Raw genomic sequence first — 21,469 nt, forward strand, 5'->3', positions numbered from 1 at the left:
CGACTCATAGTCAGAGCTGATCTGGTGGACGTGCTGTTGGGAAGGTGGCCATGGCAGACAACTACAGGCTGGGCGTGCTGGCCGGTGACGGCATCGGGCCCGAGATCGTGCCCGCGGCCGTTCAGGTGCTCGACGCGGCGGTAGCTGCTGCCGGTGGTGCGGCGATCGAGTGGGTTCCGCTCCCGGTCGGTGCCGAGGCGATCGAGACGCACGGCAGTGCGCTTCCGCCGATCACGCTGGAGACGCTCGAGCAACTCGACGGCTGGCTGCTCGGTCCGCACGACAGTGCGTCGTACCCGGAAGAGCATCGAGTGCAGTTGAACCCGAGCGGCTTCCTGCGGAAACAGTTCGACCTGTTCGCGAACATCCGGCCGGCGAAGGCCTTCGAGGGGACGCCCGCGCTGGTGCCCGGTCTCGACCTGGTCGTCGTCCGCGAGAACACCGAGGGCTTCTACGCCGACCGCAGTACGTATCGCGGCACCGGCGAGTACATGCCGACCGCCGACGTGGCCATCGCGATGGGGATCTTCACCCGGCCCGCGATCGAGCGGATCGCGCGCCAGGCGTTCGAGCTGGCGATGCGGCGCCGCAAGCATCTGACCGTCGTCCACAAGGCGAACGTGCTGCGCCTCACCACAGGCTTCTTCCGCGACATCTGCCGCGAGATCGCCGTCGAGTACCCGGACGTCCGGGTCGACGACTTCCACATCGACGCGATGACCGTCCACCTGGTCCGGCACGGCGCAGACTTCGACGTCCTCGTCACCGAGAACATGTTCGGCGACATCCTGTCCGACCTGGCCGGCGAACTGGCCGGCTCCCTCGGTATCGCGCCGTCCGTCAATGCCTCCGCCGACCACGCGATGGCCCAGGCCGCGCACGGTTCCGCACCGGATATCGCCGGCCGCAACCTGGCCAACCCGACCGCGATGATCGCGTCGGGCGCGATGCTGCTCGACTGGCTCGGCAACCGGCGCGACGACCCGGTCGCGCGGCAGGCCGCCGTACTGGTCGAGCAGGGGCTGCGGACCACGGTTGTTCGAGGCATCCGTACGGCGGACCTCGGCGGAACTGCCGGTACGTCGGAGTTCGCCTCGGCCGTGGCCGATGGTCTGAGATGAACACCCTGACTGTCGGAGACCGCGAGTACTCCTTCCACTCGTTACGCGGCATCGCGCCGGACCACCTGCCGCGGACGCTGCGGATCCTGCTCGAGAACGCGCTCCGGCACCAGACGTCGAGCGGCGTACTCCGGGTCTGGGAGCCCGGTGTGGTCGGCGAGTTGGAGGTGCATCCGTCGCGGGTGTTCCTGCACGACACCAACGGCGTACCGGTGCTCGCGGACCTGGCGGCGATGCGTGACGCGATGGTGGCCGAGGGCAAGGATCCGGCGCTGGTCGATCCTTTGATCCCGGCAGAACTGGTAGTGGATCACTCGGTGATCGCGGACGCCTTCGGCCGGCCGGATGCGATGCAGTTGAACGTCGCGCTGGAGTACGAGCGGAACGCCGAGCGGTTCCGGTTCCTGCGCTGGGGGCAGCAGACGTTCAAGCAGCTGAAGGTTGTCCCGCCGGGTGCGGGGATCATGCACCAGATCAACCTGGAGCATCTGGCCCGCGTGGTCGAGGAACATGACGGTCTGCTGTTCCCGGATCTCTGCCTGGGTACGGATTCGCACACCACGATGGTCAACGGGTTGGGTGTGCTCGGCTGGGGGATCGGTGGGATCGAGGCCGAGGCAGCGATGCTCGGGCAGTCGGTGTCGATGATGCTGCCGCGGGTGGTCGGCGTACGGCTGACCGGTTCGCTGCCGATCGGGACGACGGCGACCGATCTGGTGCTGACGATCACCGAGACCCTGCGGACGCACGGTGTGGTCGGCAAGCTGGTTGAGTTCGGCGGTCCGGCGCTGGCCGAGTTGCCGGTGCCGGATCGGGCCACGATCGCGAACATGAGCCCGGAGTTCGGCTCGACCGCGGCGTACTTCCCGATCGACCAGCGCACGCTGGACTACCTGCTCTTCACCGGCCGACCGCCTTCGAAAGTCGCGCTGGTCGAGGCGTATGCGCGGGCGCAAGGACTGTGGCATGACCCGGCGGTGGAGCTTCGGTACGACGAGTACGTCGACATCGACCTGAACACGGTGGTCCCGTCGATCGCCGGTCCACGTCGGCCACAGCAGCGCACCTCACTCGCCGAGGCTCGCCAAGCCGTTGAGGCGGAACTCCCGACGGGGCGCCGCACAGTCGGGGCTCCGGGCCATGGTGCTGTCGTCGTTGCGGCGATCACCTCCTGCACGAATACCTCCAATCCCGCGGTGATGGTCGCCGCCGGGCTGCTCGCCAGGAACGCGGTCGAACGCGGTCTCACCAGCAAACCGTGGGTGAAGACGACACTGTCGCCCGGATCGCGCGTGGTGATGGACTACCTCGGCGACGCCGGCCTCACGCCGTACCTGGAGAAACTCGGATTCCACCTGGCCGGCTTCGGCTGTATGACATGTATCGGGGCGTCGGGTGCACTGATCGACTCGGTTGGCGAGGCGGTCCGTGCGCAGGACCTGACCGTGGCCGCCGTCCTGTCCGGCAACCGCAATTTCGAGGGCCGGATCCAGCCCGACGTGCGACTCAACTACCTCGCCTCGCCGCCGCTCGTGATCGCCTACGCGCTGGCGGGCCGGATGGACATCGATCTGCTCACCGAGTCTCTCGGCATCGACGCGAGCGGTGACCAGGTCTACCTCGCAGACCTCTGGCCTGCGTCAGCCGACATCGATGCGGTGATCGGCCAGACGCTCAAGCCCGAGCTCTTCACCAGTGCGTACGACGATGTGTTCGCCGGTGACGAGCGGTGGCGACGGCTCGATGCGCCCGAGGGGGAGACGTTCGCCTGGGGTGATTCGACGTACCTGCAGAAGCCGCCGTACTTCGACCAGGCGTCGGCGCCGGGTGAATTGATCGGGGCACGTGCGTTGGTGCGACTCGGTGACTCGGTCTCCACGGACCACCTCTCGCCCGCGGGTGCGATCCCGCCGGACAGCGTCGCCGGTCGGTACCTCGCCGAACTAGGGGTGCCGCGCAGCCAGTTGAACACCTATGCGTCGCGACGCGGCAACCATCTGGTGATGATGCGAGGTGCCTTCGGCAACGTCCGGCTGCGCAATCAGCTTGCTCAAGGCATCGAAGGGCCGACGACCCCAGGACCGGACGGCGTACTGACGTCGATCTATGCCGCGGCCGAAGCCTATCGCGCAGCCGGCGTACCGATCGTGGTTGTTGCGGGCAAGGAGTACGGGACCGGATCGTCCCGGGACTGGGCCGCGAAAGGGCCGGCGTTGATCGGCGTGCGGGCGGTCCTCGCCCAGTCGTTCGAGCGGATCCACCGGTCGAACCTGGTCGGGCTCGGCATCCTGCCGCTGGAGTTCCGCACCGGTGAGGGCGACGACCTCACCGGTGCGGAGCCGATCGGCATCCACCTCGGCGAGGACGGCTTCGCCACCGCGTATTCCGCGGGCAAGGAGTACCGGCTGAAGATCCGCCTCGACACCCCTCGAGAAGTCGACTACTACCACCACGGCGGCGTTCTGCCCCATGTGCTTAACCGTCTGCGGGAGGAATCGTTGCGGGGTCAGAAAAGTAACGAGTAGACTGATGTAACAGGTGATGCAAATTAACTAAGGTTACGCTCACCTACCCCCGCGGAAGGATTCTTCGAAATGACCGCGCATGTAGCGGAAGTACCGACTCCCGAGATTCACCACTCGCACCGCGACGTCACCGGCGGCTGGCTGCGGCCCGCGACCTTCGGCGTGATGGACGGCCTGGTGTCGAACTTCGCCCTGGTCGCCGGTGTCGTCGGTGGTGGCGCGACCGGCAAGGTCGTGATCATCACCGGACTGGCCGGCCTGGTCGCCGGCGCCTGCTCGATGGCCTCCGGCGAGTTCACCTCGGTCTCGTCCCAGACCGAGCTGATGCAGGCCGAGATCGAGATCGAGCGGCGCGAGTTGCAGATCCACCCCGAGGAAGAAGAGCGCGAGCTCGCGATGATGTACGAGGCGAAGGGCCTGCGTCCCGAGCTTGCGGCGGAGGTCGCCCGCGAGCTGACCAGCGACCCGGCGGTCGCGCTCGACGTGCACGTTCGCGAAGAGCTCGGTGTCGACCCCAACGACCTGCCGTCGCCGTGGCTGGCGGCCGGATCGTCGTTCATCGCCTTCGCCTTCGGCGCAGTGATTCCGCTGATCCCGTTCATCTTCGGCGCCATGAGCGTCTGGCCGGCGCTGGTGCTGAGTGCCCTCGGTCTGGTCGTCACCGGCGGAATCGTCGGCAAGATCACCGCACGGCCGTTCTGGTACGGCGGTGGCCGGCAGCTCCTCCTGGGTGGGGTGTCGGCCGCAGTCACATTCGTCATCGGACTAGCAGTAGGAACCGGGTTGTCATGACACAAGGAGGATGGCCGTTGTGCGCATCACGGCTCTGATCAAGCAGGTGCCGAAGGGCGACCACAGTGGACGGCTGGACGCCGACGGGCGGCTCGAGCGGGCCGGCGCCGTCACGGAGATGAATCCGTGGTGTCGCCGGGCCGTCGCCCAAGCCGTCCGGCTGGCGGCGGACTCCGGCGGTCGCAGTACGGCGATCACCATGGGTCCTCCGGCGGCTGCCGACGTACTGCGAGAGGCCCTCGCGTGGGGTGTGGACGACGCTCTGCACCTGACGGACCCGGCGTTGGCCGGGTCGGACTGCCTGATCACCGCCCGCGCCCTGGCCGCCACGATCGCGGTGCTGGACGACCGACCTGACCTGATCCTGGTCGGTGCCAGCTCCGTCGACGGCAGCACCGGCGCGGTCGGCGCCATGCTCGCCGAACTCCTCGGCGTCCCCTTCACCGGGCCGGTCCTGACGCTCGAACCACACACGTCCGGTACGACGACCCGCCTCCGAACCACCGTCCAGTACGACACCGGCATCGAGGATGTCGACGTACAACTCCCTGCGGTGGTAGCTGTAGCCGAACGCTCCTGCAATCCGTGTAAAGCGCCCGCGGAGACCTGGCCCACCGGGGACACCATCCGCCGCGTCACCACGTCCGACCTGCCCCCCGGCCGCTGGGGTCTCCACGGCAGCCCCACCAAGGTCGCCAACGTCCACCCGGCCTCCCTCACCCGAGACCCGGTAATCTTCCGCGGCCGCCCCGAAACCCAGGTAACCCGAGCCATCACCGAACTAATAGCCCGAGGCTGCTTCGAAGCCCCTCACGCGGAATCAGCCGAGCCCGTCCCCAGTGCTCAGCTCCCGGGTGGGTCCGAGGTGGTTGTGCTTGTTGGGCCTGGTCCGTCGGCCGGCACCCAGGCTCTGCTGGGTGCGGCGGCATCGCTCGCCGCGGAGGTTGGTGGGTCGGTGACTGCAGTCAGAACAGAGCAGAGCAGCGACGACCTCGCGCGGTGGGGTGCTGACGCCGTCGTGACGTTGACGGGTGATGAGCCCCGGCCGGTTGCCGAGAGCCTGGTGAAGTGGATGGCTGACCGCGAGCCCTGGGCTGTGCTCGGTGCGGCGTTGCCCTGGGACCGCGAGGTGCTCGCCCGGCTCGCAGTGGCGACCGGCGCCGGACTGATGTCCGACCTGGTCAGCCTGAACATCAACGGCACCCACCTAGCCGGCCTGAAACCATCCGGCGGCGGCACCCTCGCCGAGATCGTCAGCCACGGATCGCCTCAGATCGCGACCCTGCGAACCGGCCTCCTCCCACTGCGCACCCCGCGAGCCGACCGACCCCTGGACGACCACACCCTGCACGTGCCGGCGGATCCAGCGGTACGCCGGGCAGAGCGTCGTACCGGAAGTGAAGGCGACGCGCTCGACCGCGCCGACGTGGTGATCGGAGTCGGCCGCGGCGTAGCGCCCGAAAGATACGCCGAGCTCGAGCCCATGCGCGTCCTGCTGGGCGCGGAGTTGGCCGCGACCCGCAAGGTCACCGACGAAGGCTGGCTGCCGCACGGTCGGCAGCTCGGCATCACCGGCCGGAGCGTTGCGCCGCGGATGTACTTCGCGGTCGGCCTGTCCGGCAATCTGAACCACCTGGCCGGCGCGAGCCGGGCCGGGACCGTCCTGGCCATCAACACCGACCCGGCCGCGGAGGTCTTCGCGCACTGTGACGTCGGGCTGGTCGCGGACTGGCGGGAGGTGATGCCTCACCTGGTGGAAGGACTGCGTAATCGTGTGAGTGCGCGAGAGGCCGGATAACCTGTGCGGCATGGCGACGACCCGACGGACGAAGGCTGCGGTGCCCACCCCTGACACCGAGGCCTGGCTGCTGCTGATCTACAAGGTGCCCAGTGACTCGTCGCGGGCGCGGGTGGCGGTCTGGCGGGAGCTGAAGCGGCTCGGCGGGTTCTACGTCCAGCAGGCGGTGTGTGTGCTGCCGGACCGTGAGGAGTTGCGGGCCGGGTTGGAGAAGGTGCGGGAGCGGGTCGCCGAGCTCGGCGGCTCGAGCGTGTTCCTCACCCTCACCGATGTCGACGAGGATGCTCGCTCGCAGTTCGTGGAGGGCTTCCGGAGCCAGTCCGCGAAGGAGTACGCCGAGATCGTCGAGGAGTGCGACACCAAGTTCGTCAAGGAGATCGAGTTCGAGCGGTTCCGGGAGAACTACACGTTCGAGGAGGCCGAGGAGATTCGCCAGGACCTGGAGAAGCTCCGTCGCTGGCTCGCGAAGGTCGAGGGCCGGGACTGGATGGGTGCCGACGGCAAAGAGCTGGCGCACTCGAAGGTCGCCGACTGCGAACGCCTGCTGGAAGAGTTCGAAGCCGACGTCTACGAACGGACCGAAGGCAAGGTCTAGCCCAGTTGGTGGGCTGAGGGCTAGCTGCGGCGCCGGGGTTTCGACCTCGGTGGGACGGTGCGGGGGAGACCCAGGATCGTCTCGTCGGCCAGTGGGTAGCCGTTCAGTTGCTCGCGGAGCTGGTTCATCCGGACGGTGTTGCTCAGCGCGCGCTCGCGGTCATGCGCGGCGACGGCGATGACGAGGGCCTCCAGCACGATCAGGACCATCACCTGACTGGTGTACGTCCCGGGCCGGCTCATCCGGGTGGACAGTACGACGGCCACCTCGTCCCGCAGCGCTTCGCCGAGGGTGTCGGTCACCAGGATCACCGGTATGCCGGTCTCGGAGCAGTGGTCCAGGATGATCCGCGCCTCGCGGTTGATCCGGTTGTGCGCCATCACGACGACGACGTCCTCGGGCCCGAGCAGCAGGATCCGGTCCGCCAGCCGGTAACCGGTGTCGGTCGCGACCCGGGCGCGGTGCCCGATCCGGGTCAGGTGGGTGGCGACGTACTCCGAGACGCCGTCCAGGCCGGCGAATCCGCAGACCACCGTCTCCCGGGCGCCGTCGATGAGCTCGACCGCGCGGCGGAACTCGTCCGGGTCGATGGTCTGCTCGGCGATCATCAGGTGCTCGATGTGATCGCGCAGGGTCGCCCGCAGGACCGCCTCGGGTCCGTCGCCGAGCGTCTCGAGGCTGGCGCTGAGCCTGCTGGCCGGGGTGAGCAGGGTCTGCAGGTGATCCTGTAGTGAACGCTTCAGCCCGGGCAGGCCGTCGTACCCGAGTGCCTTGGCGGTCCGGACGACGCTCGCGTCGCTGGTGCCGGTCGCCCGGCCGAGCTCCTCGGCGGACGAGAACGCGGCCTCCTGCGGATGCGCGGACAGGTACTCCGCGACCTTCCGCTCGGTCGCGGTAAGGCCGGCCATCCGTGCGGCCACCCGCTCTTGCAAGGTAGGCGGCTTGGTCTCCGCAGTGGTCACGACGCTTTCACCCCTCACGGTCGTCCGGTCGCTACGCATTGATCATGTCACCTGCCGGTCGCAGATCACCGACAGGTAAACCCGGGCAGAACCCGTTGACAGACATTGTAGCAATCACTACCGTCAACTGAATATTCGTAGTGAACACAACGACAACACTAGGCCGCCACCTCCGGCGGCAGGCGGTGGGTGAGGGTCGGCCCACCTGTTTCCGTCCAGCTCAGGGAGCATCCGTGATCGACACCATCGACATCTCGGCGGCGGACCCGCGGGAACGCGGTCGCCAGTACGGCGAGGCAGCGCGCGAGCAGATCGCCCGCTCGGTGGCCTTCTACGCCGAGTCCGTCGCCCACAAGACCGGACTGTCCTGGCCCCAGGTGCAGGAGCGGGCCGGTGCGTGGGTTCCGATCATCGAGGGTTACCTGCCGGAGATCGTGCCCGAGCTGCGCGGGATCGCCGACGGTTCCGGCCGTTCCTTCGAGGAGATCGTCGCCCTCAACAGCCGGGGCGAACTGACCCGAGGGAACCCCTTCCAGACCACCACCCAGCCCGGTGTCTCCCCCTCCACCGCCGGGCTGGGTGGCGACCCCACCGAGGACGAGGGCTGCACCTCGTTCGCGATCCTGCCCGCGGCCAACCCGCTCGGGCGGGTGTGGGCCGGGCAGAACTGGGATCTGTGGGCCGGTGTCGCCGACACGATCGTCGCCGTCCGGATCGCGCAGCCCGGCAAGCCCACGATCATCTGTCACGTCGAAGCCGGCCAGGTCGGCCGGCACGGGGCGAACTCGGCCGGGATCGCGCTGAACGCCAACGGCCTCGGCGCCGGCTTCGGCACCGGGCTGGGGATCCCCGGCGCGTTCGTCCGCCGCAAAGTCTTGGAGAGCTGGGATTTCCACGAGGCGCTGAAGGCGATCTTCGACGCCCGGCAGTCCTTGTCCAGCAATCTTCTGCTCACCCATCGGGACGGTTTCGCCATCGACGTCGAGACCACCCCGGGACGGAACGCCTGGATGTACCCGACCGAGGGGTTGCTGGTGCACGGCAACCATTTCCAGGCCTTCGTCCCACCGCAGATCGAGAACAGCTACCAGCCGTTCTCGGTGGATTCGCTCTACCGGGTGCCGCGAGTCGAGGAGGGCCTCAACCGGGTCCGCCGCGACGGCACCACCGAAGACGGGCTCGCGAAGATCGTGCAAGACACGATGAGCGACCACTTCGGCCATCCCGACGCCGTCTGCCAGCACGTCGATCCGCGCCGGCACGAGCTCGACCGCTACGCCACCATCGTGTCCAGCCTGGTCGATCTGACCACTGGCACCTACCGGCTCACTCCCGGCCTGCCGTGTGCGAACAGCTACCAGCAGGCGCCGTGGAATCTGTACGACGGTCCTGGTCCAGATGACCGTCCCGACGTCCCCGGACCGGCGCATGCACTCGCCGGCACCCGATGACCCAGCTTCAGTCCGAGGAGCAAGTGCCATGTCCCACTCCGCCACAAAGGTACGGCGTACTGTCGCCGTCCTAGCCCTGACCGTCGCCGCGGCCGCCCTGACCGGCTGCGGCGGCTCATCGTCCTCGCTCGCCACCGGCGCGGCGCCGAACGCCGACCGCGCCGCGGCGGCCGAGGGCGTCAGCCCGGACGTCAACCTGGACCAGTGCGGGAAAGAGGCCCGCACCGTCAAGCACGACCTTGGCAGCACCACGATCACCGGCAGCCCGACCAAGGTGGTGGCGCTGGAGTACTCCTTCGTCGACGCCCTGGTCGCGGTCGGGATGTCGCCGATCGGTGTCGCCGACGACGATCAGCCGAAGCGGATCATTCCCGCCCTGCGTGACAAGGTCGGCGAGTACAAGTCGGTCGGCCTCCGGGCGACGCCGAATATCCAGGTGATCACCGCGCTCAAGCCCGACCTGATCGTGGCCGACAGCGGCCGGCACAAGGCGATCTACGCCCAGCTGTCCAAGATCGCGCCGACGATCGCCTATGCCAGCCTGAACGGGAACTACCAGCAGGTGCTGGACAGTGAGATGTCCACCGCGATCGCGCTGAACAAGTGCGACCAGATGAAGACCCGGCTCTCCGAGCACGCCAAGCTGATGGCCGACCTGAAGGCCGAGGTGCCCGCGGGTGAGAACCGCAAGGCGCTGTTCGTGCGCGCCTCGGACAAGGGCTTCACCGGGTTCCCGCCGAAGGCCTACACGCCGGGAGTCCTGGCCGTCGTCGGGATCCGGTCGCCGCTGCCGGACGATTCCGGGGACGCCTCGGTCTCGCTCACGCTGGAGACGCTGGTCGCCACCAAGCCGGACGTGATGTTCATCGCCCCGAACGACGGACCGACGCTGCGCGACACCTGGGTGAAGAGTCCGCTGTGGAAGGAGATCCCGGCGGTGAAGAACAACGCGACCTTCGACGTCAACCCGAACGAGTGGTCCCGGTCGCGGGGTCTGATCGCCTCCGAGGTGGTCGCCCAGGAAGCCGTCAAGCTCCTCTACGGGAAGTGACATGGCCTCGTCCGTGGGCACTGTGCCCAAACCAGCCGAGGACGCTACCCACAAGCGTCCGAGGATCGTCACCAACAAGCAGCGGGTCACCTGGGTGACGCTGGCACTCCTGGTGCTGGTCGTGGCCGGCGTGCTGTGGGGTCTGTCGATCGGGAGTCAGCAGATCCCGCTGTCGCGGGTGCCGGGGGCGATCTTCAAGGCCGATCAGCCCGATGAACTGATCATCGAGTCGATCCGGATGCCGCGGGTGGTGCTGGCGCTCTGCGTCGGCGCCGCCCTGGCGGTAGCCGGCGCGCTGATGCAGGCGGTCGCCGCGAACCCGCTCGCGGCACCGGAGATCATGGGCGTCAACGCCGGCGCGGTGTTCATCGTCGTACTAGCGATCACTGTGGTGCCGTCGCTGTCGGGTGCGCCGACGATTCTGCTGGCGTTCGGTGGTGCGGCCGTTGCGGGTGTCTCGGTGATGCTGTTGGCGGGGTCCGGCGGGGGCCGGGTCAGTCCGGTCCGGCTCGCTCTGGCCGGTGTGACGGCGAGCAGTCTGCTGATCTCGCTGACGCAGGTGCTGATCATCTTCGACGAGAACTCTGCCGACAGTGTGTTGTTCTGGCTGGTCGGTGGCGTCAACTTCGCCGGCTGGAGCGATATCCGCAACCTGTTGCCGTGGCTGGTGCTCGGTTTGATCGGTGCGTTCGCGATGGCGCGGCCGCTGAATCTGCTGGCTCTCGGTGACGACATGGCCCGCGGCCTGGGTCAGAACGTCGAGCGGACGCGGATGTACGGGTCGGCCCTGGTGATCGTGTTGTGTGGTGCGGCGGTGTCGGTAGCCGGTCCCGTCGCGTTCATCGGGCTGATCGTGCCGCACATCATCCGCCGGCTGGTCGGTTCGAGCTACACGGTGCTGTTGCCGCTGTGTGCGGTGGGCGGTGGGGTGCTCGTGCTGTACGCCGACATCTCGTCCCGGTACGTCAAGCCACCGTTCGAGGTGCCTGCCGGTGTGGTCACCGCGCTGATCGGTGCACCGATCTTCGTCTACCTGGCTCGTCGACAGAAGGTGACATCATGAACGAGCGGAGCGAGTTCATCATCAAGCACAGTGAGTCTTACTCATCGGCGCCCGGAGCGAAGCGAGGACGTCGATGAGTACGGCGATTCTCGCGCAGCACGTTCGGCGTACGTCGCTCGCCCAGCGGCATCCATCCGTTCTGATGGGATCGCTGTGTGTGCTGGCGGTGGTGCTGAGTTTCTACAGTCTCAGTGTCGGCGCGACCGACGTGTCGATGGGTGACGTGTTCAACGCCGTGATTGGCAACACCAGCGATCAGGCGGCACAGATCGTCGTGCAGTTCCAGCTGCCACGAGTCCTGCTGGCGTGGCTGGTCGGGATCGCTCTGGCGGTGTCCGGCAGCGTGATGCAGGGTGTGATCCGCAACCCGCTCGCCGCACCTGATGTCGTCGGGGTGACCAAGGGTGCCGGGTTCGCCGGCATGCTGTTGCTGCTCGCGATCCCCGGCATGCCGGTGGTGGCCGTCGTACCGGCGGCGTTCGTCGGTGGTCTGGCCGCCGCAGCACTGGTGTACCTGCTGGCCTATCGCCGCGGCGCTACTCCGGTTCGGATCGCGCTGGTCGGTATCGCGGTGAGCGCGGCCTTCGAGGCGGGCATCCGGTTCCTGCTGGTGCGCAATCCGCTCGACGTGAGCGCGGCGCTGATCTGGTTGACCGGCAGCCTGTTCGGCCGGTCGATGAGTTCGGTGCTCGAAATCCTGCCCTGGGTGCTCGTCCTCGTGCCGCTGATCGTGATCTGGAGCCGCAAGCTCGACGTCCTCGGGCTCGGTGACGACCTCGCCGCCGGACTCGGTGAGCCGGTCGAGCGAACCCGGCGGACGTTGCTGCTGTTCTCGGTCGCGCTGGCCGCCGCCGCGGTCGCGGTGTCCGGCACGATCGGCTTCGTCGGACTGATCGCACCGCACATGGCCCGCCGCGTGTTCGGTGGCAAGCACGTTGCGTCGATCCCGGCCGCCGCGTTGTTCGGCGTCCTGCTGATGCTCTTCGCCGACATGCTCGGCCGCGGACTCGCCCCGCCGCTCGAGATCCCCGCCGGACTGGTGACAGCGGTCGTCGGCGGACCGTACTTCCTCTACCTGCTCGTGAAGACCGGAAAGTAGGAGAACCGCCATGCGTCTGCAGGCACAGGGCGTACAGCTCGCCTATGACCAGCGCGTCATCGCCAAAGACCTGACCCTGACCATCCCGGACGGGAAGGTCAGCGTGCTGATCGGTCCCAACGGCTCGGGCAAGAGCACCGCACTGCGGGCCCTGGCCCGGTTGCTGCCTCCGCAGAAAGGAAGTGTGATCCTGGATGGGAAGTCGATCCAGGAAACACCGACGAAGGAGGTGGCCCGGCTGCTCGCGATCCTGCCGCAGGTCCTGGTCACCCCCGAGTCCATCTCGGTCGAGGACCTGGTCTGGTTCGGCCGCCATCCGCACCGAGCCTCGCTCAAGGTGCCGAGCCCGGCCGACAAGGAAGCCGTCGAGTGGGCGATGGAGGTGACCAGTACGGCGGAACTGCGGCACCAGCACGTGGATCAGCTGTCCGGTGGTCAACGGCAGCGGGTCTGGATCGCGCTGTGCCTGGCCCAGGGCACGGACCTGATCCTGCTCGACGAACCGACGACGTACCTGGACGTCGCCTACCAGCTCGAGGTGCTCGACCTGCTGCACCAGCTCAACCAGGAGCAGGGCAAGACGGTCGCGATGGTGCTGCACGACTTCAACATGGCCGCCGAGTACGCCGATCACGTGTTCGTGATGAAGTCCGGCGGCCTCGTCACCCAAGGAACGCCGGAAGACGTGTTCACCTGCGACATCATCCGCGACGTGTTCGGGGTGGAGTCGAAGGTCGTCCCGCACCCGGTCAGTGGCAAGCCGATGTGTATCCCACTGCGAGCCGGCCTCCGCGCCCAGCTCTCCGTGGCAACTGGATAGGAGTACTGGATGACATTGAGCCCTGCGGAAGCCGCCGAGCGGTCGGAACGCGTGGCGCCTCGGTTGCGCGAGCATCTGCCGCCGACACCGTTGGTCACTTTCGGTGCGTTCAGTGACGAGGTCGGCGCAGAGGTGCTGGTGAAGTGTGAGCACCTCCAGCGCACCGGCTCGTTCAAGGCCCGTGGTTCGATGGCGAAGATCCTGACGCTGACCGACGAGCAGCGGGAGCGGGGCGTGGTCACGGCCTCGACAGGCAATCACGGCCTCGGGGTCGGGAACGCGCTGGCGACGCTCGGTGGTCGCGGTCTCGTCTACCTGCCGGAGAACGCGTCGCCGAGCAAGGTGGCCGCGCTGCGCCGGCTCGGTCTCGATCTCCATGCCGAGGGCAACGACTCCGGCGTGCTCGAGCCCAAGGCGCGGGCGTACGCCGCCGAGCACGACCTGACCTACGTGCCGCCGTACAACGACCCGGACATCATCGCCGGGCAGGGCACGGTCGCGGTCGAGATCCTCGAGCAGTTGGCCGGCGAACCGCTCGATGCGGTGGTCGTGGCGGTCGGCGGTGGTGGGCTGATCAGCGGAGTCGCTTCGGTCCTCAAGAAGCATCTGCCGGGGATTCGCGTGTACGGCGCCTCGCCCGTGCGCGACGACGCGATGGCCGCGTCGGTGCGGGCCGGGGAGATCGTCCAGGTCGACGCGCAGGACACGTTGTCGGACGGTACGGCGGGCAGCGTCGAGCCCGGCAGTATCACCTTCGACCTGTGTCGTGAACTGGTCGACGACTGGGTGCTCGTGAGTGAGGACGCGATCAGCGCCGCGTTGCGGATGGTGATCGACACCGAACACCAGTTGATCGAAGGATCCGCCGCGATGGCGTTCGCTGCCGCGCGCGCCCGTCGTACCGAACTCGAAGGCAAGCGGGTCGCCGTCGTCTCGTGCGGCGGCAACATCTCCGCGAGCACGTTGGTGGCCGCGCTGAGCTGACCCCTCCCGCCGAAGCACCCGAGGCAAACCACCTCGGGTGCTTCGGCCTGCCCGCGTCCAGGCACTGGTGGCTGTTCTCGGCGTGCCGTTGACACCTTCGCCACGACGTAACTATCGTTTCGTGCAGCATATGTTTCATCTGAGATGAGGAAGTGGCTGATGGATGCGGCAACGTGGGGGTTGATCATCGCGACGTTCGTCGCGTGTTTCGTGGAGATGGTGGAAGCGACCACGATCGTGATGGCGATGGGGTACACCCGGAGCTGGCGGTCGGCGCTGGCCGGCACCTTCGCGGCGCTCGGTGCGCTCGCGGTGGTCACCCTGGCAGCCGGGTACGCACTGGCGAACTGGTTGCCGGAATCGGCGCTGCAACTCGCGATCGGCGGTCTGCTGCTGATCTTCGGTCTGCAGTGGTTGCGCAAGGCAATCCTCAGATCGTCCGGGCGGAAGGCGGTCCATGACGAGGATGCGATCTACCGCGAGGAGGTCGCGGCGGCCAAGGCGGCCGGTGAGACCAAGACCGGCCTGGATCTGTTCGCGTTCATGGTCTCCTTCAAGGGCGTCTTCCTCGAAGGGATGGAGGTCGTGTTCATCGTGCTGACCTTCGGTCTGAACGCGGACAACATCCCGGGTGCCGCGCTCGGTGCGATCGCCGCCGTGGTGATCGTGCTCGGTGTCGCGGTGGCGCTGCGCCGGCCACTGTCGATGATCAACGAGAACCTGCTCAAGTACGGCGTCGGCCTGTTGCTCGCGTCGTTCGGCACCTACTGGGCGGTGGAGGGTCTCGGCATCTTCCGGGACGGCCGGGAGAGCATCGACTGGCCCGGTCACGACCTGATGATCCTGGTCCTGCTGGCCGCCTGGCTGCTGCTCAGCCGGATCTTCGTCGCGGTGCTGCGGACGCCCGCGTCCGCGACGCCGGTGGTTGCCGGCGACGCCCCTGTGGAGGTGAAGAAGTGAAGTTTCTCAAGGCCTTCGGGCAGTTCTGGTACGACTTCATCATCGGTGACGACTGGAAGATCGCCGTCGCCGTGGTGCTCGCACTCGGCGTGACACTGGCAGTGATGGCTACCGGTGCCCTCGGTGACACCGCGCTGACCTTGTTCGGCGGGGTCGCGATCGTGGTGGCGTTCGCCATCAGTCTGGCGATCGACGTACGCCCGAAACGACGCTGATTCTCCTTGTCTGCTTGACCTCCGGCCCCGCACAGGTGTGCGGGGCCGGAGTCTTGCCCGAGTGGCTCTGTAGTGAATCCAACGTCTTCTCAAGATCTCGTAGTATCTGCTACAGTGCAGATCGAGGCGCCCGTTCCCTTTTGCATCGGAGGTCCCGAAGTGTCTGATTCATCGGTACTGCGCGATACCGCCGAGGCGGTGCTCGGGCTGCTTCCCGCAGAGGTGCAGTACGGCGACGTCCGCGTCGTCCGGCGGACGCACGAGCAGGTGCTGGTCGAGCTCGAAGGCCCCGGCGAGGTCGGGTACGACGACTCGACCGGACTCGGCCTGCGCGTACTGATCGGCGGCCAGTGGGGTTTCGCCGCTACTCACCGGCTCGATCGGCAAGGGATCGACGCGGTGGTCGCCCAGGCGGTCGGCCAGGCTCGCGCCGCCGGCGGTGGTGGGCGGGTGTCGCTCGGTTCGCCGGTGACGACCCGCGACACGTGGAGCTCGCCGATGCAGGTGGATCCGTTCACCGTTCCGCTGTCCAGCAAGCTCGACCTGCTGGCCGCGACCGTGAAGGAGGCCGCGACCGCCGGTCCGCTGGTGCAGCAGATCGAGGCGTCGGTGGACTTCTACCGCGACCACAAGGTGTTCGCGAACACCGAGGGCGCGCTGATCGAGCAGACCCTGACCGAGAGCGGCGGCGGCCTGATGGTCAACGCCAGCGACGGCGACGACCTGCAGCGAAGGTCTTTCCCGCAAGGCGTGCCACGGCAGATCCGCGGCCAGCGCGGCGATTTCGCGACCGCCGGCTACGAGCACGTGATCTCGCTCGGCCTGGATCGCGAGGCAGCCCGGATCGCCTCCGAGGCGGTCGCTCTGCTGTCCGCTCCGCAATGCCCGGACGAGATCACCACACTCATTGCTGGAAGCAACCAACTCGCGATGGTGCTGCACGAGTGCGCGGGTCACCCGATGGAGGCCGACCGTGCGCTCGGCACCGAGGTCAGCCTGGCCGGCGGCACCTACGCCACCCCCGAACGGCGCGGCACCTTCCGGTGGGGTTCACCGATCGTGTCGGCGTACGCCGATGCCACCATCCCCGGCGCCCTCGGTTCCTTCGGGTACGACGACGAAGGCGTGCCGGCGCAGCGGACCCAACTGGTCAAGGACGGCATCTTCCTCGGTTACATGTCCGGTCGCGAGTCGGCCGGGACGTTGGGCGGTGAGTCGACCGGGCAGGCCCGGGCCGACGGTTGGCAGCGATTGCCGCTCGTACGGATGACCAACATCTGCCTGGAGCCGGGGGAGTCCTCGCTGGACGAGATGATCGCCGGCACCAAGCGCGGCATCCTGGTCGACACCAACCGCGGCTTCTCCATCGACGACCAGCGGATGAACTTCCGGTTCGGTACCGAGGTCGGCTGGGAGATCCGCGACGGCAAGGTCGGCCGGCTGCTGAAGAACTGCACGTACCAAAGTGTCACGCCACAGTTCTGGGCCAGCCTCGACGCCTTGGGCGGACCGGACGAGTGGAAACTGCACGGCGTCCCGTCCTGCAACAAGGGCGAGCCGCTGCAGGTCGCGCACGTCGGTCACGGCACGGTCCCAGGTCGCTTCCAGAATGTGCAGGTGGGTCGATGAGCATCGAACAGTCCCAGGTCGAACAGGCGCTGGAGATCCTCGGCGAGGGCACCCGGCTCGACGTACTCGGTGAACACGCCGACCTGCTCCGCTTCGCCGAGTCCGAAGTCACCGCCCAGCACAGCGAACGCCGTCTCCGCGTCCGCGTCCGCACCACCCGCAACGGCCGCTCCGTCGCAGGTTCGTTGGAAACGCTGGATCCCGAAGCTGTTCAGGGGTTGGCTGACCGTCTGAATGCCGCCCTGGCCGACCTGGCGCCGTTGCCCGACGCGCACTCCCCACGTGCTGCGAGTGCGGGGAGTGCGGCGCAGGCCGACGGGGCGCAGGCGGAGGTGGCGCCTCAGGTGGTGCCTTCGGCTTCGGTGCTCGAGTCCGATCCCGCCGTCCGGCACCGGTGGTTCTCGACGGTTCGCGACGGGCTCGACTCGTCGACGACGCTCGGTGGTGCGATCCGGTACGACGTACTGGATCGGGTCGTGGCCGACTCGGACGGGCTGTTCCGCGCCGAGACGTTGACCAAGGCAGCCATTCAGGCGATCGCCAAGAAGGGTGACAACTCGGTCAGCGTCAAGTACATGCACCGCGATGCCGACCGGATTCCGGTCGACGAGATCCCGGCGAAGCTGCGTACGGCGTTGACCCCCTTGCCGACCCGCGGAGCCCACCACGGTCCCTGCCGCGTGCTGCTGAAACCACAGGCCGTCATCACGCTCATGGCGACGTACGGACACTTCGTCCTCGGCGCGACCGGCTACGCAACCGGCCGCTCGGCAGTCGCCGGCCGGCTGGGGGAGCGGGTCGTGAGCGACCTCCTCAGCCTGGTCGACGACGGTGCCGACGCGGATGGCCTGCCCAGCGGCTTCGATGCCGAGGGCAACGTACGACGCCGCACCCAGCTGATCGATCACGGTGTCCTCACCGGTGTCGTCTCCGACCGTCGTCGCGCGGCTGTCACCGGTGGCGTTCCGACCGGCCACGCGGTCCCGGACGGTTGGCGCTTCGGCGGGGACCCGAGCCCGTCGAACCTGCTGCTGGCTCCTGGCGACGCAACGGACGAGGAACTGCTCTCCGACTGCGGCAGCGGGCTCGTCGTCAACCGGTTGGACTACCTGCGCTCGCTTCATCCGAAGCAGACCCTGGTCACCGGCACGACACGTGATGGCACGTACTGGGCCGAAGGTGGCGAGCTCGTTGCGTGGCACCCGCAGGTGCGCTTCACCTTCCGGATGGACGACGTACTCAACGCGGTCCTTGCCGTCGGCAACACCCGTGAGTGCGGCGACACCACCTTCATGGACAGCGTCGTCGTACCGTCCCTGCTGATCGACGCCGGTCCGCTCGCCCTCCCCTGATCCAGCAGTGCCCCGCGTGACGCGTGCTCATAATCCGCGGGGCACTGCTGCACCAACCTCGTCTGGAGACTGCATGCCCTCGGTCACACCCTTGCTGAACGGCTACTCGCTGACGTCGGACCACGGCAATCCGGCCTTCTGCTCCGTGGTGCTGGTGGAGAGCGGCGACGAGCGAGTGCTGTTCGACTTCGGTCACGTCGGGCGGCGGCGGAAACTGCTGACAGCGTTGGCGGATCGCGGTCTGGTGCCGGACGACATCAGCAAGGTGGTCGTATCCCACGGTCACTGGGACCACCTCCAGAACGCGGACCTCTTCGACAAGGCGCAGGTCCTCATCCACCCCGACGAACTCCGCAACTTGGCCAACCCGCCGTCGACCGATTTCGGTACCCCGCGGTGGGCCAAGGCAGTCCTGGACGATCTCGACCTGCACGAGGTCGGCGAGGGGGACGAGGTGATCCCGGGCATTCAGGTGCTGGAGCTACCGGGACACACGCCTGGATCGATCGGTCTGGCAGTCAGTACGCCGGAGGGGACCGCAGTACTCGCGGCCGACGCCGTACCAACACTCGCCGTGCTGCGCTCTCGCCGGGCGTCCGGCAGGCCGTACGACCGGGCGCGGGCCGATGCGTCGGTCGAGCGGGTCGGATCGATGGCTCAGGTTGTCTATCCGGGCCACGATCGGCCGATTCGGCTCGCCCCGGACGGTAGCTTCGACTACACCGGACCGGCTGTGCCACTGGAGTTTCGGGTCCCGTGAGCGAAGGAGTTGCTGTGGACACCATCCCCGAGCGGACGCCGAGCATGCTCGAGGATCCGCCTCAGGTCGACCTGACCGCGGCGACGCGGTTGCTGCAGGTGGAGTACGGCATCGACGCCGAGGTCTCCGACCTGCGCAGTGAGCGGGACCGGAACTTCCTCGCGGCGGCGCCGGACGGCCGACGACTCGTGATCAAGGTGTCGAACTCGGGCGACGACCCGGAGCAGATCGCGATGGAGAGCGCCGCGATGCATCACGTCGAGGTGGTCGACCCTGACCTCCCGATCCCGCGCGTACTGACCAGCCTCGACGGTCGTTCGGTGGTGACGGTCGAGGCGGCCGACGGGCGGTCGCATCTGGTCCGCGTGATGACGGTGATGCCTGGCGAGGTCGCCGATCTGGCCACGCTGCCGGCGTGGTTCGCGGCCGACTTCGGGTCGGTGAGTGCGTGGCTGACGCGCGCCTTGCAGGGTTTCGGCCATCCGGCGGCGTACCGGCGGCTCGACTGGGATCCGCGGATCGTGACCACCTTGCGTCCGTACGCCGACCGCCTGCCGGACGAGCGTCGTCGCGCCCCGATGCACTGGCTGCTCGATCGCTTCGAAGGGCTCGACGCGGCGACGCGTGAGTTGCCGGGGTACGTGCTGCACGGCGACGTGACATTGAGCAATGTGCTGCTGCAGGACGGCCGTATCACCGGTGTGATCGACTTCGGCGACATGCACCACACGGCCCGCGTCGCCGATCTCGCGATCAGTCTGACGTCGCTGCTGCGTGAGTCCGACGATCTGTGGGGTGACGCCGCCCGGTTCCTCGACGGGTACCAGCGGGTGCTGCCGCTCGAGCCTTCGGAAGTCGCGTTGATCGGTGAGCTCGTCCTCGCCCGATCCGCCGCGAGTGTGCTGATCTCGGCCTGGCGTGCGCCGCTCTACCCGGACAACGAGGAGTACCTGACCAGCCTGGTCGCCGGCAGTTGGCGCATCCTCGACCTCCTCGCCGACAGCTCGTCAGCCGACCTGGCCGACCGCTTCCACCGCCTGAGCGGCACCTCGCGCGTCGTCTCCGCCCAGGCGGCTGATCCGACGTTGCTGGTACGACGGCAGGCCGCGCTCGGTGGTGAGCTGTCGCCACTGTTCTACCGATCGCCGCTGCAGGTCGTGCGGGGCGAGGGTCCGTGGATCCACACCGCTGACGGTCGCCGCTATCTCGATGCCTACAACAACGTTCCGGTCGTCGGGCACGCGCATCCGGCCGTCGTCCAGGCGATCTCGCGGCAGGCCGCCGTACTCAATCTGAACTCGCGCTACCTGCATCCCAACGTGGTCGAGTTGGCCGAGCGGCTGACGGCGTCGATGCCGGACGGGCTGGACACGTGTGTGTTCGCCAACTCGGGGAGTGAGGCCAACGACCTCGCGTGGCGGATGGCGCGCGTCGTCACCGGGCGGGGTGGTGCGGTTGTTGCCGACCTCTCCTATCACGGCGTGAGCGAGGCGACCGCGGCGTTCTCGACCAACACGTATCCGGTGGAGGCCCGGCCGGCGCATGTCGCCGTCTTCGAGGCGCCTCGGGATGCTGGTGATGACGGGATCGCTGCGGTTGAACGGGTTCGGGCCGCGCGAGCGGAGTTGCAGCGGGCCGGACACGATCTGTCGTTGCTCGCGGTCGACACTGTGTTCAGCAGCGCGGGGATCCTGACGCCGACCGACTCGTTCATGCGTGGTTTGCAGGACGAGGCACGGGCGGTCGGCGGGTTGTTCCTCGCGGACGAGGTGCAGGCCGGGTTCGGGCGCGGCGGGCGGAACCTCTGGCGGTTCCAGGACTTCGGACTGACCCCGGACTTCGTCACGCTCGGCAAGCCGATGGGCAACGGGCACCCGGTCGCGGCGCTGATCACACGGCGGGAGATCGCGGAGGCATTCGTCGAGGTGGACGAGTACTTCAGCACCTTCGGTGGCAACCCGGTCTCCTGCGTCGCGGCGCTGACCGTCCTCGACGTGATCGAACAGAGTGACCTGGTCGCTCGTTCCGGCGAGGTCGGTGCACTGCTGCGCGCCGGCTTGGAGTCGCTGGTCCCGGACCTGCCGGTGCGCGGGCAAGGGCTGATGGTCGGAGTGGAGATGCCCGGCGCGGCAGACTTCGCCGAACGGTTGCGGGAGTACGGCGTACTGGTCGGAACGACCGGACCTGGTGGGGGAGTGCTGAAGATCCGGCCGCCGCTGATCTGGACCGCGGCCGAAGTCGAGCAGTTCTTAATCGCGTTCCAACAAGCGCTGCGTTAGCGAGGCACTACTG

At 67.9% G+C, this 21,469-nt stretch carries 18 protein-coding genes; 17 read left to right on the plus strand and 1 reads right to left on the minus strand.

Going from position 1 to position 21,469, the window contains the following annotated elements; translation table 11 throughout:
- The first annotated feature begins 50 nt into the window (after positions 1 to 50).
- From EV652_RS28625 to EV652_RS28645, 5 genes are all read left to right on the plus strand, one after another.
- On the plus strand, positions 51 to 1,121 hold the full coding sequence (locus EV652_RS28625) for an isocitrate/isopropylmalate dehydrogenase family protein (protein ID WP_132212359.1): 1,071 nt from the start codon (positions 51 to 53) through the stop codon (positions 1,119 to 1,121).
- On the plus strand, positions 1,118 to 3,646 hold the full coding sequence (gene acnA / locus EV652_RS28630; protein WP_132212360.1) for an aconitate hydratase AcnA: 2,529 nt from the start codon (positions 1,118 to 1,120) through the stop codon (positions 3,644 to 3,646). Before EV652_RS28625 ends, acnA begins: the two co-directional genes overlap by 4 nt.
- Before the next feature lie 69 nt (positions 3,647 to 3,715).
- On the plus strand, positions 3,716 to 4,438 hold the full coding sequence (locus EV652_RS28635; protein ID WP_132212361.1) for a VIT1/CCC1 transporter family protein: 723 nt from the start codon (positions 3,716 to 3,718) through the stop codon (positions 4,436 to 4,438).
- A gap of 19 nt (positions 4,439 to 4,457) precedes the next feature.
- Complete coding sequence (locus EV652_RS28640) at positions 4,458 to 6,236, plus strand: FAD-binding protein (protein ID WP_158441263.1); 1,779 nt, start codon at positions 4,458 to 4,460, stop codon at positions 6,234 to 6,236.
- Between the two features lie 10 nt (positions 6,237 to 6,246).
- Positions 6,247 to 6,831 (plus strand): Chromate resistance protein ChrB, encoded by a 585-nt coding sequence (locus EV652_RS28645; protein ID WP_132212363.1) that lies wholly within the window; start codon positions 6,247 to 6,249, stop codon positions 6,829 to 6,831.
- Between the two features lie 20 nt (positions 6,832 to 6,851).
- Here EV652_RS28645 and EV652_RS28650 read toward each other — a convergent pair whose 3' ends face one another.
- A complete protein-coding gene (locus tag EV652_RS28650; RefSeq protein ID WP_158441264.1) occupies positions 6,852 to 7,793 on the minus strand; it encodes a MurR/RpiR family transcriptional regulator in 942 nt (313 codons plus the stop codon).
- A 233-nt stretch (positions 7,794 to 8,026) separates the two neighbouring features.
- Between EV652_RS28650 and EV652_RS28655 the strand changes: the two genes are divergently transcribed.
- From EV652_RS28655 to EV652_RS28710, 12 genes are all read left to right on the plus strand, one after another.
- A complete protein-coding gene (locus EV652_RS28655) occupies positions 8,027 to 9,244 on the plus strand; it encodes a C45 family autoproteolytic acyltransferase/hydrolase (protein ID WP_199238446.1) in 1,218 nt (405 codons plus the stop codon).
- 28 nt (positions 9,245 to 9,272) lie between these two features.
- Positions 9,273 to 10,295 (plus strand): ABC transporter substrate-binding protein, encoded by a 1,023-nt coding sequence (locus EV652_RS28660; protein ID WP_158441265.1) that lies wholly within the window; start codon positions 9,273 to 9,275, stop codon positions 10,293 to 10,295.
- Between the two features lies 1 nt (position 10,296).
- A complete protein-coding gene (locus EV652_RS28665; RefSeq protein ID WP_132212366.1) occupies positions 10,297 to 11,358 on the plus strand; it encodes a FecCD family ABC transporter permease in 1,062 nt (353 codons plus the stop codon).
- Between the two features lie 73 nt (positions 11,359 to 11,431).
- Positions 11,432 to 12,457, plus strand: coding sequence for a FecCD family ABC transporter permease (locus tag EV652_RS28670; protein WP_132212367.1), 1,026 nt, complete (start codon positions 11,432 to 11,434; stop codon positions 12,455 to 12,457).
- A gap of 10 nt (positions 12,458 to 12,467) precedes the next feature.
- A complete protein-coding gene (locus EV652_RS28675) occupies positions 12,468 to 13,277 on the plus strand; it encodes an ABC transporter ATP-binding protein (protein WP_132212368.1) in 810 nt (269 codons plus the stop codon).
- Between the two features lie 9 nt (positions 13,278 to 13,286).
- On the plus strand, positions 13,287 to 14,261 hold the full coding sequence (locus tag EV652_RS28680; RefSeq protein WP_132212369.1) for a threonine/serine dehydratase: 975 nt from the start codon (positions 13,287 to 13,289) through the stop codon (positions 14,259 to 14,261).
- Between the two features lie 159 nt (positions 14,262 to 14,420).
- A complete protein-coding gene (locus tag EV652_RS28685; RefSeq protein ID WP_132212370.1) occupies positions 14,421 to 15,221 on the plus strand; it encodes a COG4280 domain-containing protein in 801 nt (266 codons plus the stop codon).
- Positions 15,218 to 15,436: a hypothetical protein gene (locus EV652_RS28690; protein WP_132212371.1), complete on the plus strand. Its 219-nt coding sequence runs from the start codon at positions 15,218 to 15,220 to the stop codon at positions 15,434 to 15,436. The genes EV652_RS28685 and EV652_RS28690 overlap by 4 nt, the downstream gene beginning before the upstream one ends.
- A 159-nt stretch (positions 15,437 to 15,595) precedes the next feature.
- A complete protein-coding gene (locus EV652_RS28695; protein ID WP_158441266.1) occupies positions 15,596 to 17,065 on the plus strand; it encodes a TldD/PmbA family protein in 1,470 nt (489 codons plus the stop codon).
- Positions 17,062 to 18,417 carry a metallopeptidase TldD-related protein gene (locus tag EV652_RS28700; protein ID WP_132212373.1) on the plus strand — a complete coding sequence of 452 codons (1,356 nt, stop codon included), beginning with the start codon at positions 17,062 to 17,064 and terminating at the stop codon, positions 18,415 to 18,417. The genes EV652_RS28695 and EV652_RS28700 overlap by 4 nt, the downstream gene beginning before the upstream one ends.
- A 73-nt stretch (positions 18,418 to 18,490) precedes the next feature.
- Complete coding sequence (locus EV652_RS28705; protein ID WP_132212374.1) at positions 18,491 to 19,177, plus strand: MBL fold metallo-hydrolase; 687 nt, start codon at positions 18,491 to 18,493, stop codon at positions 19,175 to 19,177.
- 14 nt (positions 19,178 to 19,191) lie between these two features.
- Positions 19,192 to 21,456, plus strand: a complete 2,265-nt coding sequence (locus EV652_RS28710) for an aminotransferase class III-fold pyridoxal phosphate-dependent enzyme (protein WP_132212375.1) — start codon at positions 19,192 to 19,194, stop codon at positions 21,454 to 21,456.
- Positions 21,457 to 21,469: the final 13 nt, after the last annotated feature.

The organism is Kribbella steppae, from assembly GCF_004342025.1.
Classification (GTDB): Bacteria; Actinomycetota; Actinomycetes; order Propionibacteriales; family Kribbellaceae; genus Kribbella; species Kribbella steppae.